This is a genomic window from Bacteroides muris (ex Afrizal et al. 2022), assembly GCF_004793475.1.
GTDB lineage: Bacteria > Bacteroidota > Bacteroidia > Bacteroidales > Bacteroidaceae > Bacteroides > Bacteroides muris.
The window spans coordinates 91,914-115,023 of sequence record NZ_SRYZ01000003.1; the positions used below are offsets into that span (position 1 = coordinate 91,914).

General features: G+C 44.7%; 17 protein-coding genes and 1 pseudogene. 6 read left to right on the forward strand and 12 right to left on the reverse strand.

What is annotated here, in order from left to right; all coding sequences use genetic code 11:
• Nucleotides 1-10: 10 nt before the first annotated feature.
• The 4 genes from E5355_RS02455 (at nt 11) to E5355_RS02470 (ending at nt 5,076) form a co-directional block, all read left to right on the forward strand.
• A complete protein-coding gene (locus E5355_RS02455; RefSeq protein ID WP_136009037.1) occupies nt 11-529 on the forward strand; it encodes a DUF4974 domain-containing protein in 519 nt (172 codons plus the stop codon).
• A gap of 2 nt (nt 530-531) precedes the next feature.
• Complete coding sequence (locus E5355_RS02460; RefSeq protein WP_246866871.1) at nt 532-3,273, forward strand: TonB-dependent receptor domain-containing protein; 2,742 nt, start codon at nt 532-534, stop codon at nt 3,271-3,273.
• A gap of 15 nt (nt 3,274-3,288) precedes the next feature.
• Nucleotides 3,289-4,431 carry a DUF4249 domain-containing protein gene (locus E5355_RS02465; protein WP_136009038.1) on the forward strand — a complete coding sequence of 381 codons (1,143 nt, stop codon included), beginning with the start codon at nt 3,289-3,291 and terminating at the stop codon, nt 4,429-4,431.
• Nucleotides 4,432-4,722: 291 nt separating this feature from the next.
• Nucleotides 4,723-5,076 carry a hypothetical protein gene (locus E5355_RS02470; protein ID WP_136009039.1) on the forward strand — a complete coding sequence of 118 codons (354 nt, stop codon included), beginning with the start codon at nt 4,723-4,725 and terminating at the stop codon, nt 5,074-5,076.
• A gap of 147 nt (nt 5,077-5,223) precedes the next feature.
• On the opposite strand, the gene E5355_RS02475 is transcribed toward E5355_RS02470, so the two are convergent.
• The 4 genes from E5355_RS02475 to E5355_RS20105 form a co-directional block, all read right to left on the reverse strand.
• Nucleotides 5,224-5,976, reverse strand: a complete 753-nt coding sequence (locus E5355_RS02475; RefSeq protein ID WP_136009040.1) for a LytR/AlgR family response regulator transcription factor — start codon at nt 5,974-5,976, stop codon at nt 5,224-5,226.
• A 132-nt stretch (nt 5,977-6,108) separates the two neighbouring features.
• Nucleotides 6,109-8,139 carry a tetratricopeptide repeat-containing sensor histidine kinase gene (locus tag E5355_RS02480; RefSeq protein WP_136009041.1) on the reverse strand — a complete coding sequence of 677 codons (2,031 nt, stop codon included), beginning with the start codon at nt 8,137-8,139 and terminating at the stop codon, nt 6,109-6,111.
• A 590-nt stretch (nt 8,140-8,729) separates the two neighbouring features.
• Nucleotides 8,730-9,848, reverse strand: coding sequence for a DUF2027 domain-containing protein (locus E5355_RS02490; protein ID WP_136009043.1), 1,119 nt, complete (start codon nt 9,846-9,848; stop codon nt 8,730-8,732).
• Nucleotides 9,849-9,861: 13 nt separating this feature from the next.
• Entirely contained in the window at nt 9,862-9,990 is a 129-nt protein-coding gene (locus E5355_RS20105) for a hypothetical protein (RefSeq protein ID WP_255260427.1), read from the reverse strand.
• Between the two features lie 95 nt (nt 9,991-10,085).
• On the opposite strand from E5355_RS20105, the gene E5355_RS02495 reads away from it, so the two are divergent.
• Entirely contained in the window at nt 10,086-11,315 is a 1,230-nt protein-coding gene (locus E5355_RS02495) for an S-adenosylmethionine:tRNA ribosyltransferase-isomerase (protein WP_136009044.1), read from the forward strand.
• 5 nt (nt 11,316-11,320) lie between these two features.
• A complete protein-coding gene (locus tag E5355_RS02500) occupies nt 11,321-11,824 on the forward strand; it encodes an NUDIX hydrolase (RefSeq protein WP_136009045.1) in 504 nt (167 codons plus the stop codon).
• Between the two features lie 78 nt (nt 11,825-11,902).
• Here E5355_RS02500 and glmM read toward each other — a convergent pair whose 3' ends face one another.
• From glmM to E5355_RS19770, 8 genes and pseudogenes are all read right to left on the reverse strand, one after another.
• On the reverse strand, nt 11,903-13,291 hold the full coding sequence (gene glmM / locus E5355_RS02505) for a phosphoglucosamine mutase (RefSeq protein WP_136009046.1): 1,389 nt from the start codon (nt 13,289-13,291) through the stop codon (nt 11,903-11,905).
• A 28-nt stretch (nt 13,292-13,319) separates the two neighbouring features.
• The gene (locus tag E5355_RS02510; protein WP_136009047.1) at nt 13,320-13,934 is read right to left on the reverse strand and encodes a DUF4827 domain-containing protein; all 615 of its coding nucleotides are present in this window, start codon (nt 13,932-13,934) and stop codon (nt 13,320-13,322) included.
• 94 nt (nt 13,935-14,028) lie between these two features.
• Nucleotides 14,029-15,249: a cyclically-permuted mutarotase family protein gene (locus E5355_RS02515; RefSeq protein ID WP_136009048.1), complete on the reverse strand. Its 1,221-nt coding sequence runs from the start codon at nt 15,247-15,249 to the stop codon at nt 14,029-14,031.
• A gap of 92 nt (nt 15,250-15,341) precedes the next feature.
• On the reverse strand, nt 15,342-16,979 hold the full coding sequence (locus tag E5355_RS02520) for a sialidase family protein (RefSeq protein ID WP_136009049.1): 1,638 nt from the start codon (nt 16,977-16,979) through the stop codon (nt 15,342-15,344).
• A gap of 33 nt (nt 16,980-17,012) precedes the next feature.
• Complete coding sequence (locus E5355_RS19760) at nt 17,013-17,153, reverse strand: hypothetical protein (protein ID WP_176467724.1); 141 nt, start codon at nt 17,151-17,153, stop codon at nt 17,013-17,015.
• A gap of 237 nt (nt 17,154-17,390) precedes the next feature.
• Nucleotides 17,391-17,624 (reverse strand): annotated as a pseudogene (locus tag E5355_RS19765) (sulfatase-like hydrolase/transferase); the annotation flags it as partial.
• A 186-nt stretch (nt 17,625-17,810) separates the two neighbouring features.
• Complete coding sequence (locus E5355_RS02530) at nt 17,811-20,312, reverse strand: DUF4982 domain-containing protein (RefSeq protein WP_136009050.1); 2,502 nt, start codon at nt 20,310-20,312, stop codon at nt 17,811-17,813.
• A 7-nt stretch (nt 20,313-20,319) separates the two neighbouring features.
• Nucleotides 20,320-22,563, reverse strand: a complete 2,244-nt coding sequence (locus E5355_RS19770) for a GH92 family glycosyl hydrolase (protein ID WP_168354262.1) — start codon at nt 22,561-22,563, stop codon at nt 20,320-20,322.
• Nucleotides 22,564-23,110: the final 547 nt, after the last annotated feature.

The window sequence follows — 23,110 nt, forward strand, 5'->3', positions numbered from 1 at the left end:
ATTACCGAAAATGAAAGTGAATAACGAGAATTTTGATAAGGTACTGAACAGACTGGTTGCTTCTACCCGTTCCCCACGAGGACGCTTTACGGCAGAAAACAGCTGGAAGCTACTGGAAAGCCGTTTGCTAAAGCGCCGCGACATGAAGCGGTTCTGGATGCGTACAGCCAGTGCCGCAGCCGTAGTCCTGCTCTGTGTAACGAGCTGGGCAGCCTATCAGTTCTTATACGTAGCACCGCAACGGGAACTCATTCCCACAGAAACCATACATACTACCGAGGAAACCCAAGTAATCCATAGCGTACTGACATTCGACCAGCAACCCTTGCAGGAAATCGTCCGTCAACTTTCCGAAACGTTCCGTACCGATATACGTATTGAAGGAGACAGTCTGAAGAATTATCACATGACAGCTACCTTCCGCGAAGGAGAGAGTCTTACAGAAATCCTAGACCTACTGAAGGACGCCGGCAACTTTACCTATAAAAAAGAAAACAACACCATTATCCTTACTACTAAACTTAACTGACAATGACTAGCTCTACTATCTGTTCGTACCACCACATCAGAACCGTACTTCTGATGTGTGTGGTTCTTTTAAGCGCCTCACTCCATGCACAGGCACAAAACAAGGAAACACGTATAAACCTGAATATCCGTAACGCAACTTTAGAGAGTTTCGTGAAGCAACTGGAAAATGCAACCGGATTCTCCTTCATCTATGGGGAAGAAGTAAAGCTCACGCACCGCATCACACTGGATATGAAACAAAAGAACATCAGTGAGATATTGCAACGTGCCTTTGAAAACGACCCCATAACGTTCGAAATATCCGGAAAGCACATTCTACTCCATAAGCGGCCCGTGCCGCAGAAACCCGTTAGCCGTAAGTTCACCATCAGCGGATACGTGACCGACGGAGCGTCTTCCGAGACGCTGATTGGTGCCAATATCCTTGAGAGTCGTCGTTCCACTGGTACTGCCACCAATCCTTTCGGTTTCTATTCCCTCACCCTGCCGGAAGGGGAAACGGAACTGGTTTTCTCCTACCTGGGCTACGAAAGCCGGCATAGCCGGTTCGAACTGACAAAAGACACCTTACTTAACGTCAGGCTGGACAGCAATAACCAGCTGGCAGAGGTCGTAGTGCTCTCGGACAAGCGGGAGGCCGGCATAGAAAGCACAGCCATGGGAGCGCATGAGATACCGATGGCACAAATCAGGCATACCCCGTCCATATTGGGAGAAGCCGACCTGCTGAAGACCATTCAGCTGATGCCGGGTGTGCAAGCCGGTATGGAAGGTTTTGCAGGCATGTATGTGCGAGGGGGAGGTCCCGACCAGAACCTGGTTATGCTGGACGGGATTCCAGTTTACAACGCAGACCACCTGCTGGGAATATTCTCCATCTTTACGCCCGAAGCGGTAAAGAACACCACACTCTTCAAAAGTTCTTTTCCTGCCCGCTACGGCGGACGTCTTTCGTCTATAGTGGATGTACGGACCAACGACGGAGACATGCATAAATACCACGGCGCATTCAGCATAGGCCTGCTGACGGACAAACTTCATATCGAAGGCCCTATCTGGAAAGAACGGACCTCCTTCAGTTTCAGTGCACGAGCCATCCCCACCCTATTCTTCAAAAATCTCATTGTAGAAAAAGACGACACCTATTCCGACAAATACAACTACTATTTTTACGATGTCAATGCAAAGGTCAACCATAAGCTCAGCGACCGTAGCCGCATCTTCCTCAGTTTCTACAAGGGGAAGGACCACTATCATTATGACAGTTACTACCACGGTGACAATTACGACAACAGCATTAAGAATTATTCCAAAGACAACAGCCATCTGAATTGGGGAAACACCATCGCCTACGGTCGCTGGAACTATGTATTCAACAGCAAGCTGTTTTGCAACACCACCATCTCATACAACAAATATGAGATGGGGCTGGACGAAAACATGGAAGATGCCTATACTGTCGCCAATAAAATACAGGACAGATACCATTACTCCTCCAAGTTCAACTCCGGTATCCGTGACTGGAGCGCTCGTATGGACTTTGACTACACCCCCATGCCGCAGCACCACATCAAGTTCGGTGCAGAGTACATCCACCATACGTTCCGTCCGGGAATAGCTACTTCGAAAATACAAGATATAGATAATGGCGCCCTTCAGGAAGATACGGTTTACAATACCAGCAACAGCCATGCCATGCGCGGACAAGAAATCTCCCTTTATGCCGAAGACAATTTCAATGTAAACGCCAGGCTCAGTCTGAATGCAGGTGTACGCACATCGCTGTTCCACACACAAGGGAAAAGCTACTATTCGCTGCAGCCCCGCCTTTCCGCCCGCTATGACCTCGGACAAGGATATTCTGCCAAAGCATCCTATACGTGCATGGCACAGTATGTGCATCTGCTGTCCTCTACTCCGCTGTCCATGCCTACCGACCTCTGGGTACCCATTACCAAAGATATCAGTCCGATGTATGCCAACCAGTACTCCATAGGAGGCTACTATTCCGGACTGCCGGGTTGGGAGTTCTCCGTCGAGGGATATTATAAACAGATGAAACACATACTTGAATATCAGGACGGTGTATCCTTCTTCGGCACCTCTACCAACTGGGAAGAAAAGGTAGAAATGGGCGAAGGCCGTTCCTTCGGTCTGGAACTGATGGCACAGAAAACATTGGGCAAGACCACCGGCTGGCTGGCATATACCCTATCCAAAACCGATCACCGCTTTAAGAACGGTACCATCAACCAAGGCCGATGGTTCCCCTACAAATATGACCGCCGCCACAGCATCAGCCTCAACTTCAGCCATAAGTTCAGTGACCGCATTGATGCAGGAGCTTCCTGGATATTCAATACCGGTGGATGTATCACTATCCCCGAGAGGGCTACTATTATCGTCAGCCCCGATGGAGTTATCGAAAAGACCGGCTACATCTCCGGACGCAACAACTATCGCCTGCCCGCCAGCCATCGTTTGAACCTAGGTGTCAACTTCAACAAGAAAACCAAACATGGCATACGTACCTGGAATATCAGTATCTACAATGCATACAATGCCATGAACCCGAACATCGTTTACAGCAAATACAAAAATAATGGATACAACGTATACTACAATGATTTCTACGAAAGTATTTATCATGGAAATACCGGGCAGAAGAAAGCTCAAACTGTCATCAAGAAAATAACAATACTGCCTTGTATTCCTTCTGTTACCTATACTTATAGATTTTAAAAACAAATCCGGCATATGAAAACAAAAATGAAATTACACCTTATTATATACATAACTATTGTAGGCTTCCTAACAGCCTGCGAAAACGAGATTCCTTACAATCCCGGACAACAAGATCCGCAAATCATCATGAACGCCTTGCTCGAAACCGGACAAGCTGAGAATGATGTCTATCTCCATTTAGGCGAGGGCTATAGTATTGAACATTTGAACGAAGCAACTCTTTCCCTCTACATCAATGGCAAAATAGCAGAAACTCCGAAAGCGGTTTCTCCGGAAGAAATGTATGGGCATCTGGAAGGAGAACTTGATAAGGACATTTATGAATCATTACTGAAAAGTATACGTTTCAAGAAATATCGTCTGACCAGCACACTGCATCCCGGCGACAACATACGTCTGGAAGCCACTGCCGAAAACGGGAAATACCATGCCAGTGCCGAAGTCACCGTGCCACAGCCGATAGAGAGCCTGCACGTGGACACTTGCCTGGCCTACCTGCGCGAGTACAGCGGACAAACTCTTTACCGCCAATACAAAATTACGTTGCAAGACCGCCCCAACGAGAAGAACTACTACCGGCTGGACATTTGGAATGACCGTAGTTACTATTGCAAATGGAAAGAATACCTGGAAGATGAAAACGGCAGCCTCATCAAAGTGGAAGACGAGGACGGCTCTTGGTATTGGGCCTCCATACCCAGAGACACTACCATCCTCGCTCCCCGGCAGAACGAGATCATTAACCGGGAAGATGTTATACTGACTGACGGCCACCCCGGCAACTATGATGATGAAGAAAATGAATTGTTTCCCACCATCAATAACAAATACAATATATTCAATGATAACACTTTCCGTAACTCTTATGCCACATTGAAAGTATACACCCCTCTCTATCACGATTATTATCCTATAGAGGGACACTACTACGACCATATATCCCGCAAACAAACCATCACCGTGCGGCTGCTTAGCATCACTGAAGCCGAATACCGCTATCTGAAAGCCTTAAACTGTCTGGATGATGGGGATTACGACAATATTTTAATGGAACCTGTCAGTCTGCCTTGCAACGTCATAGGCGGATTAGGTTTTGTGGGTGTCTGCTCTGAAAGCAGAGTAGTCATAGATTTGCCCGAAACTGTTTGCCACTAACATTTTGACTAACGAAAATCCTTTTACCCATTACAATAAACAAAAATTCAGTTATTACGCATTACATTCGTATTACAAAAAGCATCCAAACAAAGCATTTTCACACTATAAAATTGATTTAAGTCAAGAAATGAAGATATAAACTACACTTTTTCCCTTATTCATTTTTGTGTTATAAAACATACGCCTACATTTGCATAGGTAAAAAGAAAAACCTAAGCGCTTAGAGAGTTTTCAATAGGTATTAGATTAAGATTAGTTTTTAGGAATAACAATTAAAAAGTAGGTATTATGAAACGTTTAGGATTAACATTAGTGGCAGCAGTCTGCCTGACTGCCACAACATTTGCAGCAGGAAACCAACCTACAACTGCAAAATGGGAAGGCAACATCAACATAACAAAGTTGAGCAAGTATTTGAATCTGGATTCCAACCAACATGAAGAAGTGGCAAACATCTGCGAATATTTTACAGAACAGATGGAACACGCTACAAATTCCAAGAAGAATCAAGAGAAGCTACTCCGTAATGCAGTTTATGGTAATCTGAAGTTGATGAAAAAGACTTTGAATGAGAAGCAATATGCTGATTATGCCAGAGTATTAAACGTCACGCTGCTGAACAAAGGTATCGAAGTGAAATAAGCTTCGCTTCTGATAAATACGGAAACAGTATTTATTGATAAATAAAAAGGCATTGGACTTTAGAGGTTCAATGCCTTTTCTTTTGGTCAACGCTGCCAAAACCGGCAGCGCCAACTCCCTAACCAGATAATTCTTATCTCTTCAGCCCTACAAGCAGAATCTGTCTTGCAGTTCTTTCTTATACTTTCTGGAAACCAGCAGTTCCGTCACTTTGTCGAACGGTGGATAAAGCATACATTTACTGTCCTTTATAATCATCAGATAATCAATATTGATAATATACGATTGATGTATCTGCACGAAACTGGACGAATATTGAGTAATCTGCTCGGCAGTCATCCCGCGACGCAATACCAGCGGCGGCTCGTTGCTCAGTATCACTTCCCACTGTTTACGCTCGGAGCAATAGCGAAAAAAACCGATTTCGACCGGACGCAACGCACGCATATCATTGGTTGGCGTAAATACGATAAATGTCTGTCCGGTATGTAGCGGCACCCCAATGGGATATGGCATTCTCTGTCCTGCTTCTGCCTGCTCTACAAAACGTATAAGGATATCCCGCAATTCCCGCTCTTCAAAAGGTTTCAGCAGATAATCGAACGCAGCCTCTCGAACAGCCTGAATCATATACTTATCATAAGCTGTATAGAAAACAATCCGCATATTCCATGAAACACTGCCACGTATTTCCTGCAACAATTTCATTCCAGTCATGTCCGGCAGTTCCACATCCAAGAACAACAAATCCGGCTGTACCTTGGCAATGAGTTTTTTCCCTTGTTTACCATTACGGGCAGTTCCTTTCAAAAAGAAGCATGCATCCTTTCCCAATTCAAAACTCAGATTCTCAAGAGCCGCCTCATCGTCATCAACTATCACAACCTTATATTTATCCATGTTCTTTTTATGTTTTTCCTCTGGCGAATATAAACATAATCCTGCTCCCATACAAAGTAACAGAAAGCCATTTACGAACTATTTGTCTGAGAACATGACTATCCGTGCAAAAAACAAGATTAAACGGTTCTTTTAAATTCTATAATCATAGTTGTCAGGCAACCAGAAAGCCACCTCACATCCCATCTCACCACTCTGCAAAGAGACATTATACACTGAAACATCAATGGCTTCTTTGTTCTTATTGTTGAGAATCTGAATAGTCTGCATAATTACTTTCATTCCCGTGCCCGTACCCCGATACCGGCTGTCCGGACGATAACCGCCACCATTATCCGTTATCTTTATGCAAACACCGTTTCCTTGCCGACAAACCGCAACCCAAAGATTTCGTTCTCCTTCCTTCTCGCGCAGCGCATGCTTCACTGCATTTTCAACCGGAATTTGAATCATCATAGACAGAATCCTTATTTGTTCCGGATACACATCTTTTTCTATCTTCAGTTCTGAATGGAAATACGGACCTAAGGAACAACGCTCCAGGTCAATATATGTCTTCACAAAATCCACTTCCTCTGCCAAGGTTACGCACAGTTGTTCTGCCAATTCCAGATTCCGACGCATCAATTTTACCAAAGACGAAAGCCCCTGTCTTTCTTCCACACTTCGTCCTGTCATCTCCCGGTTCAAAACATTGAAGATGAAATGAGGGGACAAACGGTTACGAATATTCTCCAGACGAAGTGTAGAGACTGTGCGATGATTCCGTGCAAGCAACAAAGCACGTTTCTTTTTACTGTACAGATAAAGAAAAAAAGCTGTCAATATAGCTATAACGGCTATGGCAAATACAGCAACTTGTGTCCACCTTAGCACCAACATTTCGTTCTTCTGCTCCTGAAGCAAAACCCGATGTGCCATCAAGGTAGAATCTTGCTGATAACGCAAAGTCAGGTCTGCCGTATGCATCCGGACACGCTCGTTTCTGATAGAATCATCAAGTTGATTATTTCTTCGCAAATAGTAGTAAGCACTCTTATAATTGCCGGTTTCCTCGTAAAACTGCTGAAGGTATTTATTACGAATATGCACCATGTCAGGATCAATGCCCACAGGAACCATGCTCCGGGACAACAAACGACGCGCCTCTTGAAAGTCTTCTTGCATCAACGCCAGTTTTATACGTTGTGTATCAATATAATATAGCGCAGCCTTCACATCCATTTTTTCAAAAAAAGGTTGACATTCATTTATATATTTAACAGCAGAATCAGCTTCATGCAACTGAAGATAACAGTCGCCCAAATTCATCCGCCCCAGATTGAGCTCAAAGTTCATGTCAGAATATCCTTCGACCAGACCGACAACTTTCCGGAAATATTCTATCGCTGTCCGGTAATCTTCCCTATAATAGTAAGAAGTCCCTCTATTATTCAAATAAATATACTTTTCGTAAGGCAACATACTGTCATAGCTTTCTCCCGCAAGATTATAATAGTAATCACACAGGTCAAAATCACGCATGGTGACGTATACTTGCGCCAGACCATAATAAATGGGAGGCTTCTTGGAAGAAGACAAATGTAAAGAGTCGCACATCAACAAGGCCTTCCTATACCAGGCAGCCCCTACATTCAACTTCCCCAAACGGTTACTCGCATCGGCAAGATTCATCAAGATATCCGGTATTACTTCAACTTTAGTTCCCTTCATCCGCCGCTCATAAGACCTCCGGAAACAAAATTCGGCAGAATCCATCTTTCCCATACGTGCAAAGACATTTCCTTTCATATTGAAACATTCGGATTCCAAATCTGCCATCCCGGGAACCTCTTCCTGCCCTTCAATAAAACTGCTTAGCCGCCGAATCATTATCTGCGCCGAGTCAAGCTGTGTAGTGACCAGATAGGTCTTCATTACCATTGCCAGATAATTGTACTTGGCCAGACTGTCCTTTGCCTGTTCCATCCTTCGCAAGGCCTCTGTTCTAATCTTTCGAGGCACAATAGCCAAAGAATCTCCATTTATACGAGAAAATCTCTCAAAGGCTTTCATTTCAGTACATATCGTCTCTATATCCTCAGGCACACAAGCCCCTAAGACCATAAGCCCTATCACCAAGCAAATGTAAAACCGGATTTGCCTATTCAACCCCTTTCTCATGTTTCTCGTAATTAGATTATCTGTTCAATACTGCTGCAAACTTAAAATATTTTTGCGAAATACCGTCAAGCATAAGGCGTATTTATCAACCACAAAAGAGCATACGTTACCGCTTTATTAAAACAAAACAAAAAAAATCACATTATAGTACAATATTTAGCTACATAAGCCACTAAAACAAGATTTTAGTACATTTCAAGCTTTTTCTCATTTTCTTATTCATATATTTTATTAATCACTTTTTGGGGTAAAGAATTGCGAATATACTCAATCAAAGAAAGGCTGTTTCCAAAAGAAAACAGTTCTTTTACATAATTTACAAGTTCTATGTTAGACAGTAGACAAATCATAGCAGATAGATATGAGCTACTCAAACAACTGGGAAGAGGAGGATTTTCTGAAGAGCGCAAGTACGCTGCATGCCGTATAGAAGAAGACTACAGAGATTTTCTAAAAGAAATGATGCAGTCCAATCTTTCCACTCAAGAAATACACATAAGGAAAAATACAAGAGTCAATGTCAGACTATAAATAAAGAATAGGGTATTCCAATGTTTGAACTGCCCTATTCACTATTCAAATACTTGATTTTATTTAACCGTCACCATCGTCGCCCCGAATCCGTACTCCTGGAACGAAGCATCCTGATGGCGGCAGTCAGGATATTTACGTTTCAGCTCGTCCAGCAAGGCTTTACGCAGCACTCCATCTCCCTTGCCGTGAATAAAGACGATGCGTTGTTCGCGCTTTTTCTTGTATTGTTCCATCACTTCACGAAACTTATCCAGCTGGTAGTTCAATATTTCGCTGTTGCTCATGCCGCGGGTGTCATCCAGCAACTCGCCGATATGCAGGTCAATCTCGACAATCCCATTCTTGCCACCACGCTTGACGACCGTCTGCGGTCTGGACGGAGTATCTGCCGCTTTCTTCTGTATCAAAGCCTCCTTCAGCTCCTCTGCCGAAACATACACCTGCTTGGCAGGCTGGTCATTCCGGACAATATCATACATCAATGCCGGAGTTTCAAAGAAAACCGTCTGCTGGAATGTATGCAGTTTATAGAACTTTACCATATCTATGCGGACTTCCACACTGACAGCCGGTTTCATTGTGAACGCACGGTTATCTTTGAATGCCACCAGCTGTACCATCACACGTTCATGGTCGTTCAATTCGGATTTTTCGAACTCCTCCAGCAGAAGTTTCGTATTCGGCTCTATCAAACCATGCGAACGGGCTGTCCAGGACTTTCCTTCAGCGCTCAAATAGGTGTAATACATATAATAATTACTGTCGTTCACCAAATATGCCTCGAAAGGTGTAGTGCTGACAGCCTTGATATCCTCCGGAACAAAAGCCAGAAAAACATTCAGGATATCCCCGCCTTTCATCTCGGGCCGACGATAAACAGATATCTGCGGTTTCTCCAAACGGACCGATTGAGGCTCTGAAACCTGAGAATCCATAGCAGACGCCCTTGCCGTAGCGGCGGCCGTACGCAATTGCTGCTCTTCTTCCCGCTTCTTCCTAGCTGCCGGAGTGGGGATATTATAATCATCGGTCTCTATCACCACACATTCGTTTATGGGCATCGGTATGTCAAAACCGTCGGCATCTTCCACCAACACGATGTTTTTCCCTTGAAATCCTGTCACAACACCGCCCCCAACTTCGCTGAGGAAACGTACTTTATCTCCTATCTTCATAATAACTTATCTTTTAGTTTGTCTTTTCCTGTTTTTTTGCCATCATGGTGGCAAAGTTTTGCCAATGGGATGGCAAAGTCGTGCCACCACGATGGCAAAGTCGTGCCATCCCGTTGGCAAAACCACGAACATAAAAGTCCATCCCCATTTCTTCCTGCAAAGTTAGGAATTATTTCCCTTATTCTTCAAATCTTCCTAAATATCCGTACCTTTGCAACCGATAAAGAGAAAGCCATCATGAAAGAAAATCCCAAACATATCAGAATCAGTGAGTTCAACTACCCGTTGCCGGACGAACGCATAGCTAAGTTTCCGTTGCCCGTACGCGACCAGTCCAAATTGCTATTGTACCGCCACGGAGAAGTTTCGGAAGACAGATTCATTTCACTTCCGGAGTATCTGTCATCGGGAAGCCTGATGATATTCAACAATACCAAAGTCATCCAAGCACGTTTGCATTTCCGGAAAGAAACGGGGGCACTGATTGAAGTATTCTGCCTGGAACCCATACAGCCGAACGACTATGTCCTGAACTTCCAGCAAACCGAACATGTTGCCTGGCTCTGCATGGTCGGCAACCTGAAAAAGTGGAAGGAAGGCACGCTGAGACGTGAAATGACCGTGAAAGGCAAACCACTCACCCTGACCGCCGAACGGGGTGAATGTCACGGAACCAGCCATTGGGTAAACTTCCGCTGGAACAATCCGGAAGTGACTTTTGCCGACATTCTCGAAGTCTTCGGTGAATTGCCCATCCCTCCCTACTTGAACCGGGAGACCCAAGAAAGTGACAAAGAGACTTACCAGACTGTCTACTCCAAAATCAAAGGTTCGGTGGCTGCTCCTACAGCAGGACTGCATTTCACCCCACGCATATTGGACGCATTGCGCAATAAAGGGGTGGAACTGGAAGAATTGACACTCCATGTGGGAGCAGGCACCTTCAAACCGGTGAAAAGCGAAGAAATAGAAGGGCACGAAATGCATACGGAATACATCTCCGTCTCGCGCAACACATTGGAAAAACTCATAGCGCACGACGGCAAGGCAGTGGCTGTAGGGACAACTTCAGTGCGCACATTGGAAAGTCTTTATCACATTGGAGTCACTTTACTGAATAATCCCGAAGCCACAGAGGAAGACTTGCACGTCCGCCAATGGCAACCTTATGAAATGTCTGGCGAGACTGCCGCCACCTCTGCAGTGGAAAGCCTGCAAGCCATTGTCGCCTATCTGGACAGACATAGCATGGAGACTCTGCATACCAGTACTCAAATCATCATCGCTCCGGGATATGAATACAAAATCGTGAAGGCTATGGTAACTAATTTCCACCAACCGCAAAGCACCTTGCTGCTGCTCGTATCAGCTTTCGTACACGGTGACTGGCAAAAGATTTATAATTATGCACTGGCAAATGATTTCCGTTTCCTGAGCTATGGAGATTCATCTTTATTAATACCTTGAGCACAATGAACTACGATAACAACCAAGAAATGTTCCCCCTTGTCGACGAACAAGGCAACATCATAGGCGCTGCCACCCGTGGCGAATGCCATAACGGCAGCAAACTGCTGCATCCGGTAATCCATCTTCATGTATTCAATTCCAAAGGTGAGCTGTATCTGCAGAAACGTCCCGAATGGAAAGACATACAACCGGGAAAGTGGGATACCTCAGTAGGCGGACACGTCGATTTAGGTGAAAATGTAGAGATGGCGCTGAAACGCGAAGTACGCGAAGAGCTCGGCATTACCGACTTTGTTCCCGAAACTATCATACGTTACGTCTTCGAATCTGCCCGCGAAAAGGAACTGGTCTTCGTGTACAAAACGGTCTACGACGGTGAAATACAGCCCAGCAACGAACTGGACGGAGGACGTTTCTGGGGCATTGATCAAATAAAAGAAAGCATAGGAAAGGAAGTCTTTACTCCAAACTTTGAAGAAGAGATAGAGAAAGTTATCGAATTGTAGCAGCAATAAATACTCCTTCAAAAAAAAGTCCCACTCTCCAAAAGAAAAGTGGGACATATAGCAGCATTACAATCAGCCTTATTTTGCCAGTTCTTCAATCACCTTCATAATCTGCTGGCCGATTTCCTCGGCAGCTTCCGGTGTGGCTGCTTCACTATAGACACGGATAATCGGTTCCGTATTACTCTTGCGCAGATGAACCCATTTGTCGGGGAAGTCAATCTTCACACCGTCTATATCATTGATTTCTTCATTCTTATACAGCTCCTTCACCTTAGCAAGAATAGCATCTACATCTGTTTCAGGAGTCAAGTCTACACGATTCTTTGCCATGAAGTATGCAGGATAGGATGCACGGAGTTCACTCACCTTCTTACCTTCGTGTGCCAGATGGCTCAAGAACAAGGCAATACCTACCAAGGCATCACGCCCATAGTGGCTGGCCGGATAGATTACCCCACCGTTTCCTTCACCACCGATAACGGCACCTACCTCCTTCATCTTGGTAGTCACATTCACTTCACCTACGGCGGAAGCGTAATATTCCTGTCCATACTTGCGGGTTACATCGCGCAAGGCACGGGTCGAGCTCAAATTGGATACTGTATTGCCCGGAGTATGTTTCAATACGTAGTCGGCAACCGTAACCAGCGTATATTCTTCACCGTACATCTTGCCGTCTTCGCAAATCATTGCCAGGCGGTCTACGTCAGGGTCTACAACAAATGCAACGTCTGCCTTCCCCCCTTTCATCAGGTTCATAATGTCACCCAAGTTCTTTTCCAAAGGCTCGGGATTATGCTGGAAGTTACCGGTCGGTTCGCAATAGAGCTTCTCTACGTGCTGAACGCCAAGTTGTTCAAGTAGTTGCGGCAAAATAATACCACCTACAGAGTTTACACAATCAATGGCTACACGGAAGTTTGCCTTTCGGATAGCTTCCACATCTACGAGGTCAAGTGCCAATACGCTGTCGATGTGTTTCTGGTTGTAGCTTAAATCCTGACGGTACGAGCCAAGCTGGTCCACTTCGGCATAGTCGAATTCTTCGGCGGCGGCAATGCGGAGTACTTCCTGGCCTTCGGCAGCGTTCAGAAATTCGCCCTTTTCATTCAGCAGTTTCAACGCATTCCACTGCTTGGGATTGTGTGAGGCAGTCAGGATAATACCTCCACTGGCACCTTCCATGGTTACAGCCAGCTCGGTAGTCGGAGTAGAAGCCAAGTCAATGTCCACTACATCCCAGCCCATACCCATCAAGGTACCGACTACTACGTTCTTGACCATCTCACCGGAGATGCGGGCATCACGCCCTACTACAATTTTGTTACTTTTTACAGTACACGTCTTACGAATCAGGGTAGCATAAGCTGAAGTGAACTTCACAATGTCGAGCGGATTCAATCCCTCGCCGGCACCACCGCCAATTGTTCCGCGGATTCCAGAGATAGATTTGATTAGAGTCATAGGTTATAATGATTTTTAAATTTATAGGTTAGTTCCAAATTTGGAATTTAATGTCATAATAATAAGGATATACTTGTTGTATGGCAGTCTGATGCCCCATCTTGGATGGAACAATCAACCTCACATGTGCCCCATCACGTACGTAATTTAAAGCGACTAACCAACCGGCAGGCACAGCAGAAGATTGATAAGTCATCAGCATATATCCTTGTGTGAAAATTCCTGCAATGGATGAAGAAGTTACCGTATATCTGAATTCATCTACAATAGACGGAGAATTCAAATTGCTCAAGTAAGACTTGTTTCCATAAGCATCAGCTATCAGCCCTTGTTCCTCAAAGCGCACCAGAATCAAATCATTCGGTTTAACTGTATCTGCAGGATTCGTCGAACCTTTCTTCACAATCTGCATATACACCCCGCTTACCAGCTGCACATACTCATTCCTGCTTACATCCGTTGTCGAATCTTGCGCATAGAACTCACTTTGAGAAATAACGACAATGCTACTGTCTTTAATAAATGCTTTGATGGCATCTTTTTCTTCCTCAAGCATTTCAGCATAAGTCTTAGAATTATCGCATGCCTGAAAGGCTAAACAAACTGCAAGTAAGGCAAAAAAGAATAAAGTAAGTTTCTTCATTTCTGTTAGTTAGTAATTTCGTACAAAATAGAATGCGGCAAAGATAACAATTCTTTTTTATCCGATGGCATTTTTTATGAATTCTTCTTATTGTTTAAAACCGTCCTACAAGCTGTCCTGCAAGATACGACTTGGCTCCGGATTCTATCTTCACTATTTCCGGAGTACGGATACCCGGTTTCAGTTCTCCATTTATATTGAAAAACACATTACCATTTCCCACTAATGCGGCACCGGCACGGGCCGTCTGCGAAGAGCACACAACTTCTTTCCAGCAATCTTCTACCGTATTGTATATTAATATTTTGTCATTAAAACGATAAAATTCGGGCAACATAGTCATATAGGCTTTTGCCACAGATTTCAAGCTATCCACTGCCCGATTGTCCCCCTCGGCCAACGCCCGCTTCATCTTTTCTTCCCGTTTCAGGGCAGCTAGAAAAATATCTTTATTGACTCCGCCGGTACAGAGCACCAGACTGTCTCCACAGGCTATGCCGACACCACCGCCCAACGAAATTTCCACGGAATCTTTCCCCATAGGAACAGCCACCTGAGTCCATGTTCGTTCCCACGGATGATAAGAATAACCATCTAACGAAAGAGAGGCCGGACGTCCTTCGCCCGCACCGGCAAATCCACCCCATAAATACAAGCGATAATCCTTTCCCTTACGTTGCGCCACACACACCGACTGGGTACGGGGAGCACCCGGAAAGTCGGGCAATCGCGTCCATTCTGCATCCGGGTTGTCCAAATCCAAACAATACAATGCATTGGAAGGTGCTCCATTGACATTTCCTCCTACAATAAAAAGATAATGTTCCAATACTGCCCCTCCCATATTGTCTATCGTACAAGGCAAGGAAGGCAAGGTATCGACCATAGCCGTTGTAGCGTCCTTATCCAAGGAAATGCGAAACACGGAAGACAACGCACCGTTCTGATTCGTTCCACCCGCACAAATCACTCCCTGAGGGGTAGAGACAGACACACCATATGCAGCCTCCACCGGTAATTCTCCTACCTTTTTCCAAACAAGCAGCGAATCGGCCGACCCATCTGCCACATAAATTCCTTGATAGAACCTTTTCTTTCCACCTGCCGAGGCCGGTATTTCCGGAAAATTACAACCTCCTGCCATCAGCAGCCAACCATTATAGGTACCAGCATAACAGGCTGAAACGCCTAATTCAATCCCCATCTCCCCTGCAGGAGCACCTTGCATCTGCCTAACTGTCCAAACAAGTTCCTCTTTTACTTCGGGGGCAATGCATCCTGCCAATACAAGGCATAATATCCAAAACTTCTTCATCAATTTCTTTTTTTTACAAATAATAAAAATCTTTCCACTCTGATTAGGAAACCGGAGCAGAAAGATTTTTCCAACAACAAGAATAGGCAGGTTTACTTAACCAGTTCCTTCAGCTTCACTGTCTGGAAGGTCATATGTGCCACACTACTCTCATATAAGATTCCTACGGTTTCCTTATCCACCATACTCAGACAAGAATACCCCCATCCATGACCTTCATCCAGCAACACCTGATGTTCGGGCAACCATGTCTGTCCGCCATCAAGACTCACCTTAATAGTAATGTTGTTACGATTCTGAGTCGAATTAGGATTCGAGAATATAAGAATATCTTTTTTCAAGACATTATCCTTGGCTTTCACACTAATCAAGCTGGCCATACACACAGGCTCCTTCAAGGCCGTACGAGATGATTCATGCTCTTTCCATGTTTCTCCCAGGTCAGTTGTCGTATATACGGCACGACTCCCCCCCCTATTGTCACGCATATTCAGCATCAATACCCCCGGTTCTACTTCAGCCACCTGTGCTTCAGTGGTATTGGTACGTGCATGGTTATGTATTTTCCAAGTCTTTCCACCGTCTTTGCTATACATGATACCTGCATTGGGAATACGGTCTGCACCGATATACTGAATAGGAAATACCAATGTACCGTCGCTCATGGTAATGCCACGTCCCGGACCTTGCAGCAAGAAATACCAAGATGCATCTTTAACTTGCTCTGTCACATTAATGGGTTCAGACCAGGTCTTTCCGTCATCCGTACTTTTACTCATTACTAACTGTGCCGTGTGGTTCATATCCATTCCCGGATGCGAACTCCACCATGCACGTTGATTGCCCATGCCATGTGTCCAGGCAGCCACAATCCATATCGTATTGGTCTTGGTGTCTACCAGAATAGAGGGGTCTCCAACACCATTCTGTGCAGCAGGCAGTCCTCCTGTTTCACCAAAAGCCAAAGGCAGACGCATCTTTTCCCAAGTCTTTCCACCATCCGTACTGCGGCTGAGTCCTATATCTACATGCTCCTGCAAATCGACGCTGCTGTTATAACGCACATCATAGACACCCAGCAAAGTACCTTTATTAGTTGTCACCAGCCCCGGAATGCGAAATGCCGCCGAGTTGTCATCTCCAGCATGGCGCACTCCTACTCCCATACGGTGCTCGATACCATCAGGAGAAACCATCTTGATAGGAACCTCTTTCCCGTCCAATGTAACAGATGTCAGTTCGGCAGTCACTTTTGTATCCAACGGTGTACCAGGATTCATTTGCAAACTAACCCAGAAGAAATTCACGCCGGGGAAAAGTTTCTGACCGCTCTTCAACAACACTTCATTTTCCGGATTCTCCACTTGTGAATTCTTGATTGAATAAGAAGGATTGGCCGCCAATGTGCCTCCCGGTTTATGACTGGAGATATACTCTACAGGAGCAAAACGTTTCTTACCTCTGTCTTGCAACGCCTCCGTACCTCCATAATAAAGTTTCACTGCCTGAATATCCGAAAGCTTCACTTCCTTGCCGAAATTTAAAACCACATCGTCCAAAGTCTGATTTTCTCCGGCATTCAAGCGGATATAAAACAAAACATTATCTTGTCTTTCAATCAGAATCGGAATACGCGTTTCACGAACAAATATAGAATCGGTAGCATGAATCACCTGAGTGACAGCACCCCACAAAAAGAAAAGAAAAAACAAGTTCAATACTTTTTTCATGATATTAATAGTTTTAAATAATAAAATCCGTTGTCATAACTGCGGCAATATGGCCGGAAACAAATCATTGTCGGTATGTTCACGCAAAACAATATTCACCATTTGTTGCAGAATCTCAGGATGCTGCGCTGCAACATCAGTGTCTTCATAAATATCCTCCGCCAGATTATACAAATATTTTTTCCCTTTTTTATTATCAGCTTCCAGTTACCCATACTAATCTGGTCGGTTTCATGAAATTCCCGATGCAGAAATTCATGTTTTTGCTGACGGGCATCATCTCCCAACAAAGTGGACGCTAAAGATATGCCATCAAAGCAATCCCCTTTTATCTTCTTATTCAAGTATTTTTTGGGAGACCTTCTCTCACCAATCAATTCACAGAAAGTAGGCATCACATCATACAAAGCCAGCACTTACCGGACTACCGGCATAAGCTTGAGTAAAACGCATACCTTCTTGTGCCATTCGATTAAAATGGGGAGTCTGTATATATTTTTGGCCATAACATCCCAAATCCCCATATCCCATGTCATCACACAAAATAAAAACAATATTAGGCTTCAACGATTTATCAGCCGAATATACCCTCAACGTAGCGGAAAGGAAAATAGCACCTATCAGCAAAAAACGGGATTGTTTCATAATATGTTGATTCTATCAAAGGGTCTCTAATAACCAATCCATAATTTAAGAAAATCATTAAAATTCGCGCTTGCAAATATAAGCAATATTTAAATTTACAACAATGCATTAATAAAAATATTTATTTAAAATCCCCGTATTAGACAAACTGTGATATTTATCTAAATACGGGGATAATAATACAGATTACTTACTTTCCAGCTTCAATACCGCTTTTTTCAGTCCTTTGGCAGTGGCCTCAAGCAAGATGCTTCCCGGTTTATCGGTAACAGCCACGATGGCAGTCATCATACCGTTGAATACTTTCATTTTCGGAGTCTGGAAACTTTCCAATGAAGCGGGATTTCCGTTGGCACCTGCACGATAAAAACCGGCTCCTTTTACATTGAAGCGAATCTCATTCTCAGCAAGAGGACAAAGATTACCATCTTTATCTACCACTTTTACGGTGACAAATGACAAATCCTCACCATCTGCACTGAGAACTGTACGATCTGCAACCAGTTCAATATGGTGGGGAGCGCCGGCTGTGTGCATTTCTCTCTCAGCGACCGCTTTTCCATCTTTATCGTAGGCAACAACTTTTACACTGCCCGGTTCATATCTGGTATCCATCCACATCAGACGATAGCGCTGCTGCCGCTTGAAGTTGGCTGTGGAAGTAGAATCTTTACTGTTTTCCACCGTCACAGACAAATCCTTACTGCGCTTACCTTGGCTCTTGCCATTGATAAAGAGCTCTGCCGACGGATAGTTGGTATAGACAAACACCGGAGTCACCTCTCCTTCACGGCCTTCCCAATTCCAATGAGGAAGTATATGCAAGGTTTCCTCGTCGGGATTCCAATGGCTGCGATAGAGGTAGAAACGGTCTTTGGGTAACCCGGCAAGGTCTATGATACCAAAAAGCGAGGAATGGCTGGGCCAGTCGGTATAGTAAGGAGTAGGCTCGCCTAGATAATCGAATCCAGTCCATACAAATTCTCCTATGCACCAGTTATTATCCTCATGCCAAATCCAATCATCTTCCGGTAAATTACTCCAACCGCAATGTTCAACATCGTAGGAAGAAGACTGGTGGTCGGAATATTTCTGCATGGAACGGCGTTCCACAGGAAACTTATACACTCCACGGGAACTAACCGTAGAAGCGGTTTCACTGCCCAAAACAATACATTGGGGAAGTTTTTTGTAATTCTCCAAATACTTATGCGGGCGATAATTAAACCCGGCTACATCCATCGTTGCCGCCATATTATTGTTGACTACGGCATCCGGAGCATCCATACCTTGAGTGACAAGACGTGTGGGGTCTTCACGATGACAAATGTCCTGCAGCATACGCGAAAGTTTCGGACCACGGTTTCCGTTCCACTGGTCGGGAACCTCATTGCCGATACACCACATCATGACACTGGGATTATTACGATAGTGGTGAACCAGATTTACCAAGTCCTTCTCCACCCATTCATCAAATATCTTATGATACCCGTTCTGCACTTTGGCACCTTTCCATTCATCGAAAGACTCTGCCATCACCATCATACCCATCTCGTCACAGGCACGAATCAATTCGGGGGCAGGCATGTTATGGGAAGTACGGATGGCGTTGCAACCCATATCCTTCAATATACGAATCTGACGACGAATACCCGCTTCGTTGGCTATTCCTCCCAGAGGTCCTAAGTCATGGTGGTTACATACCCCTTTGAATTTCGTCACCTTTCCGTTCAGGAAGAAGCCTTTATCAGGAATAAGTTCTATCGTACGGATACCAAAACGGGTCGCATACTCATCTTTCAGAACCTCACCCTCATAAATCTTGGTCTCAGCCGTGTAGAGTACAGGAGCGTCGGGCGACCATAAAGAAGGATTGTAGACCACAAAATTCTGGTTGAAGAAAGTACCATCCAGTTTATCACCCGGTCTGTCGTCCGAAGAGAGCATTTTGCCTTCCGCATTTTTAATTTGGGTTACAATGCGGTAATCAGACACATTTTTACCGACAGGCATCGTCAATTCTGTCTTCACATTGATTCTGGCAAATCCTTCTTCCACTACCGGAGTAGTAACTACAGTGCCCCATACCGGAATATGCGCCTCTTCATTGATGACAAGATGCACATTGCGGTACAATCCCGCTCCCGGATACCAACGGGAAGACTCCGGTTCGTTCTCCAAACGCACGGCAAGCGTGTTCACTTCGTTCTCTTTCAAATAAGGTGTAACATCCATAAAGAAAGAATTATAACCGTAAGGCCAATATCCGGCCTTTTGTCCATTTACATAAACATGCGCATGACTCATGGCACCGTCAAACACCAGAGTCGCCTTTTTGCCTTTTGCAAAAGCAGGAGCCTCAAAATTCAAGCGATACCATCCCACCCCAACAAAAGGTAATCCTCCTGTACGTCCGGCATGTTCCATCGCTTCTTTCTGACCATCCTGGGCAATAGCTACATTTTGCTTGTCATTGTTGATGCTGAAAGGACCATAAATAGCCCAATCGTGCGGCACCGTCACAGACTGCCATTTGATATCATTGTAAGTGCGACTACTGAAATCCTTGCTGTCTTCACGAGTGAACTTCCATCCTTTCTTGAAAGTCTGCACAGTACGTACTTGTGCCTGAAGCAGCAGAGGAACAGCCAACATAAAAATAGCTGCAAGTTTAAAAATTCGGTTCATATCATTTTCATTTATTGTTTTCATTCATTTTATTGTTTTCGCTCATTTCAAACACCAACTCCCCAGCATGCACCAATTCATCGTGAGTGATACGGAAACCATTGTGTTTTACTCCATCCAACTTCACCTCCTTAATGTAATCCGAATTGGAAGACTTGCGAATCACCAGTTTGTCCTCCTTATAATAACGTGAATCCAAACGGAGAGTTACTTTATCGAAAGCCGGTGTCGTAAGGGTATAATCCGGAGTACCGGGACAATCCGGATAGAAACCTATCATGCTAAAAATAGCCCATGCAGACATCGTACCTGTATCATCATTACCCGGGATACCATTTGGCTTATCCGTAAAATAGCGTGCCAACAATTCTTTTACTAGTTTTTGAGTACGCCATTCTTCTCCAGGGAAATAGCTGAAAAGATAAGGATAAGCAATGTCCGGTTCATTAGCAGGATCATACAGTCCTTCATCAAACACTTTCTGAAGTTTGTCCACGAAGTTTTTCCTGCCCCCCATCAGTTTGGCAAGCCCCAACACATCATGAGGCACATAAAATGTATAGTTCCAGGAATTTCCTTCGTGAAAACCCGGACTGGGTGCGAAATTTGCTCCTTCCATGGGATCGAAAGGCGAATAGAACTTTCCATCCGGCAGGATGGGACGAAGCGTACCGAACTCGCGACAATAATAATGCTTATAACCCATAGAGCGTTTGTAAAAAAGCTCCGCATCCTCCTTTTTACCTAATGCCTTTGCTAAACGAGAAAGAGCATAGTCTGCAATATAGTATTCCAACGCATGCGAAACCGAATTGTCATACTGCTCACGCAAAGGAACATAACCCAGTGAATAATAATCATCAGCATCCGGACGCATCAGATTCTCTTTACCGGGTAAAGTAGCCGACTTGTACATCGCCTCATACGCTGTTGCGACATCAAAATCGCGCAAGCCTTTCATCCAAGTATCCACAATTACGGGAATGGAAGGATCGCCTTCCATCGTAAGCGTTTCACGACCATAAAGTTCCCATTTTGGCAACCAACCATGTTCACGATACATATCTATCATGGTACGTACCATATCAAGCTGACGATCGGGGAAGAGCAAAGTCATCAATTGATGAACGTTCCGATAAGTATCCCATAAAGAGAATACGGTATAGCGGTTTCCTCTCACCGTGCGGATTTCGTCACCTTCCATGACCGGATACTGCCCGTTGACGTCTTGCAAAGTATTCGGATGAATCAGAAAATGATACAACGCGGTATAGAACACACGACGTTGCTCCTCCGTTCCACCCTCTACCAGCACCCGGCTGAGGTCATCGTTCCAAGCTTGACGTGCGGCAGTGTGCAGTTCTTCGAAACTTTTTCCCGACTGTTCTGCCTCCAAGTTCTGCCGTGCATTGTCAATGCTCACAAAAGAGACTCCCATACTTACTTCTACCTGTTCGTTACTCTCAGCGTCGAAAGTAAACCATACACCAATGTCATCCCCGCTCATTTCTTTGGTATAATGCGGATAAAGTTTACGAGTCCCCGATGTATTGTCCCATTGAGCCTCCACACCCATCTTACGCATCTGCTTCCAATAGCCCTTCGTTTTTGGAGTTTTATTTATCTTCATTACGAAATAGACCGGAAATACTGCATTGGGATTATAACAGAAAGTTCCCAGTAACTTGCTTCCCTCAATTTCCGTATCACTCACAAAACGGACGGTAGCACCACTTTCATTGGTCAGTCCCTCGCCCAAATTCAGCAAAACATTTCCTTGTCCGGCCGGGAAGGTGAAACGGGTACGACCTGTACGGGAAGTAGCAGTAACCTCAGTCTTTATACCATATTTGGTCAAGTAGTTGGTATAGTAACCGGGAGTAGCCTGTTCGTCTCTATAAGAACTGCCATATTGCAGATAATCCACATTCAACTCACCCGCAGTAGGCATCAACAGCAACGAACCCAATTCGGGGCATCCTACACCACTGAGGTTGACATGCGCATAGCCGGTAAAATAGGTATTCTTATACTCGTATGGGGTAGACCACCAACGACTGTCTTTGTCAATGTTACCGTTCACAGCTCCCATCACATTGAAAGGAACTACCGACATCATTCCTTGCGGACACACTGCGCCCGGGTTAGTAGTGCCATAATTGGTAGTACCCACAAAAGGATTCACATAATCCACCGGTTGTCTGGCACCACCATCCACCACTATCTCGTCAGTAAATATCCACCCGCCAATCTTCTTGTCGGAACGTGCCTGATAGCGGATATAACGGGCGCGTGTCTCTCCTTTCCAGCCGTAATTTTTGAAACAAACGACCGAATCTTTAGACACAATGTTCTTCAGATGCGTCAGTTCCGTAAAATTCACGTTATCAAGCGAAACAGAAATAATAACCTCAGCAGGAAGGAAAATCTCCGGCCCTACCACCTGCATAAAATCTGCACAGACTGACCTGATTTCATCTTCTTCTTCCAAATCAATAGTCACGTCCAGCCGATTGTGCGAAATAAAACCCTGCCATGCACCATCTACGTTAGTCCATCCACCACGAATACCGTCAGTCAACGTTTTTTCTCCCTGCGCTTTATAATACTCACTATAAGGTGCATTATACTTCACCGGTTTGCCAAACGCCAGATGCCGAATCGGATGGAGAGATTCCGGACGGTTGCCAATCTCGTCTTTCAGTTGGAAAGGATGATAACCAGCAGCTTCCAATCGTTCTACCTCGCGCAAGGCACTACGATGAAAATCCAAGTACGATTTACGTTCCGGCATACTC

Bases quoted from the DNA above. Each gene is read 5' to 3' on its own strand.
- E5355_RS02530 (WP_136009050.1), bottom strand. From the start codon at position 20,312: ATGAACCGAATTTTTAAACTTGCAGCTATTTTTATGTTGGCTGTTCCT.
- E5355_RS02480 (WP_136009041.1), bottom strand. From the start codon at position 8,139: ATGAGAAAGGGGTTGAATAGGCAAATCCGGTTTTACATTTGCTTGGTG.
- E5355_RS02500 (WP_136009045.1), top strand. From the start codon at position 11,321: ATGAACTACGATAACAACCAAGAAATGTTCCCCCTTGTCGACGAACAA.
- E5355_RS02515 (WP_136009048.1), bottom strand. From the start codon at position 15,249: ATGAAGAAGTTTTGGATATTATGCCTTGTATTGGCAGGATGCATTGCC.
- glmM (WP_136009046.1), bottom strand. From the start codon at position 13,291: ATGACTCTAATCAAATCTATCTCTGGAATCCGCGGAACAATTGGCGGT.
- E5355_RS02455 (WP_136009037.1), top strand. From the start codon at position 11: ATGAAAGTGAATAACGAGAATTTTGATAAGGTACTGAACAGACTGGTT.
- E5355_RS02465 (WP_136009038.1), top strand. From the start codon at position 3,289: ATGAAAACAAAAATGAAATTACACCTTATTATATACATAACTATTGTA.
- E5355_RS02475 (WP_136009040.1), bottom strand. From the start codon at position 5,976: ATGGATAAATATAAGGTTGTGATAGTTGATGACGATGAGGCGGCTCTT.
- E5355_RS02460 (WP_246866871.1), top strand. From the start codon at position 532: ATGACTAGCTCTACTATCTGTTCGTACCACCACATCAGAACCGTACTT.
- E5355_RS02520 (WP_136009049.1), bottom strand. From the start codon at position 16,979: ATGAAAAAAGTATTGAACTTGTTTTTTCTTTTCTTTTTGTGGGGTGCT.
- E5355_RS02470 (WP_136009039.1), top strand. From the start codon at position 4,723: ATGAAACGTTTAGGATTAACATTAGTGGCAGCAGTCTGCCTGACTGCC.
- E5355_RS02495 (WP_136009044.1), top strand. From the start codon at position 10,086: ATGAAAGAAAATCCCAAACATATCAGAATCAGTGAGTTCAACTACCCG.
- E5355_RS20105 (WP_255260427.1), bottom strand. From the start codon at position 9,990: ATGGACTTTTATGTTCGTGGTTTTGCCAACGGGATGGCACGACTTTGC.
- E5355_RS02510 (WP_136009047.1), bottom strand. From the start codon at position 13,934: ATGAAGAAACTTACTTTATTCTTTTTTGCCTTACTTGCAGTTTGTTTA.
- E5355_RS02490 (WP_136009043.1), bottom strand. From the start codon at position 9,848: ATGAAGATAGGAGATAAAGTACGTTTCCTCAGCGAAGTTGGGGGCGGT.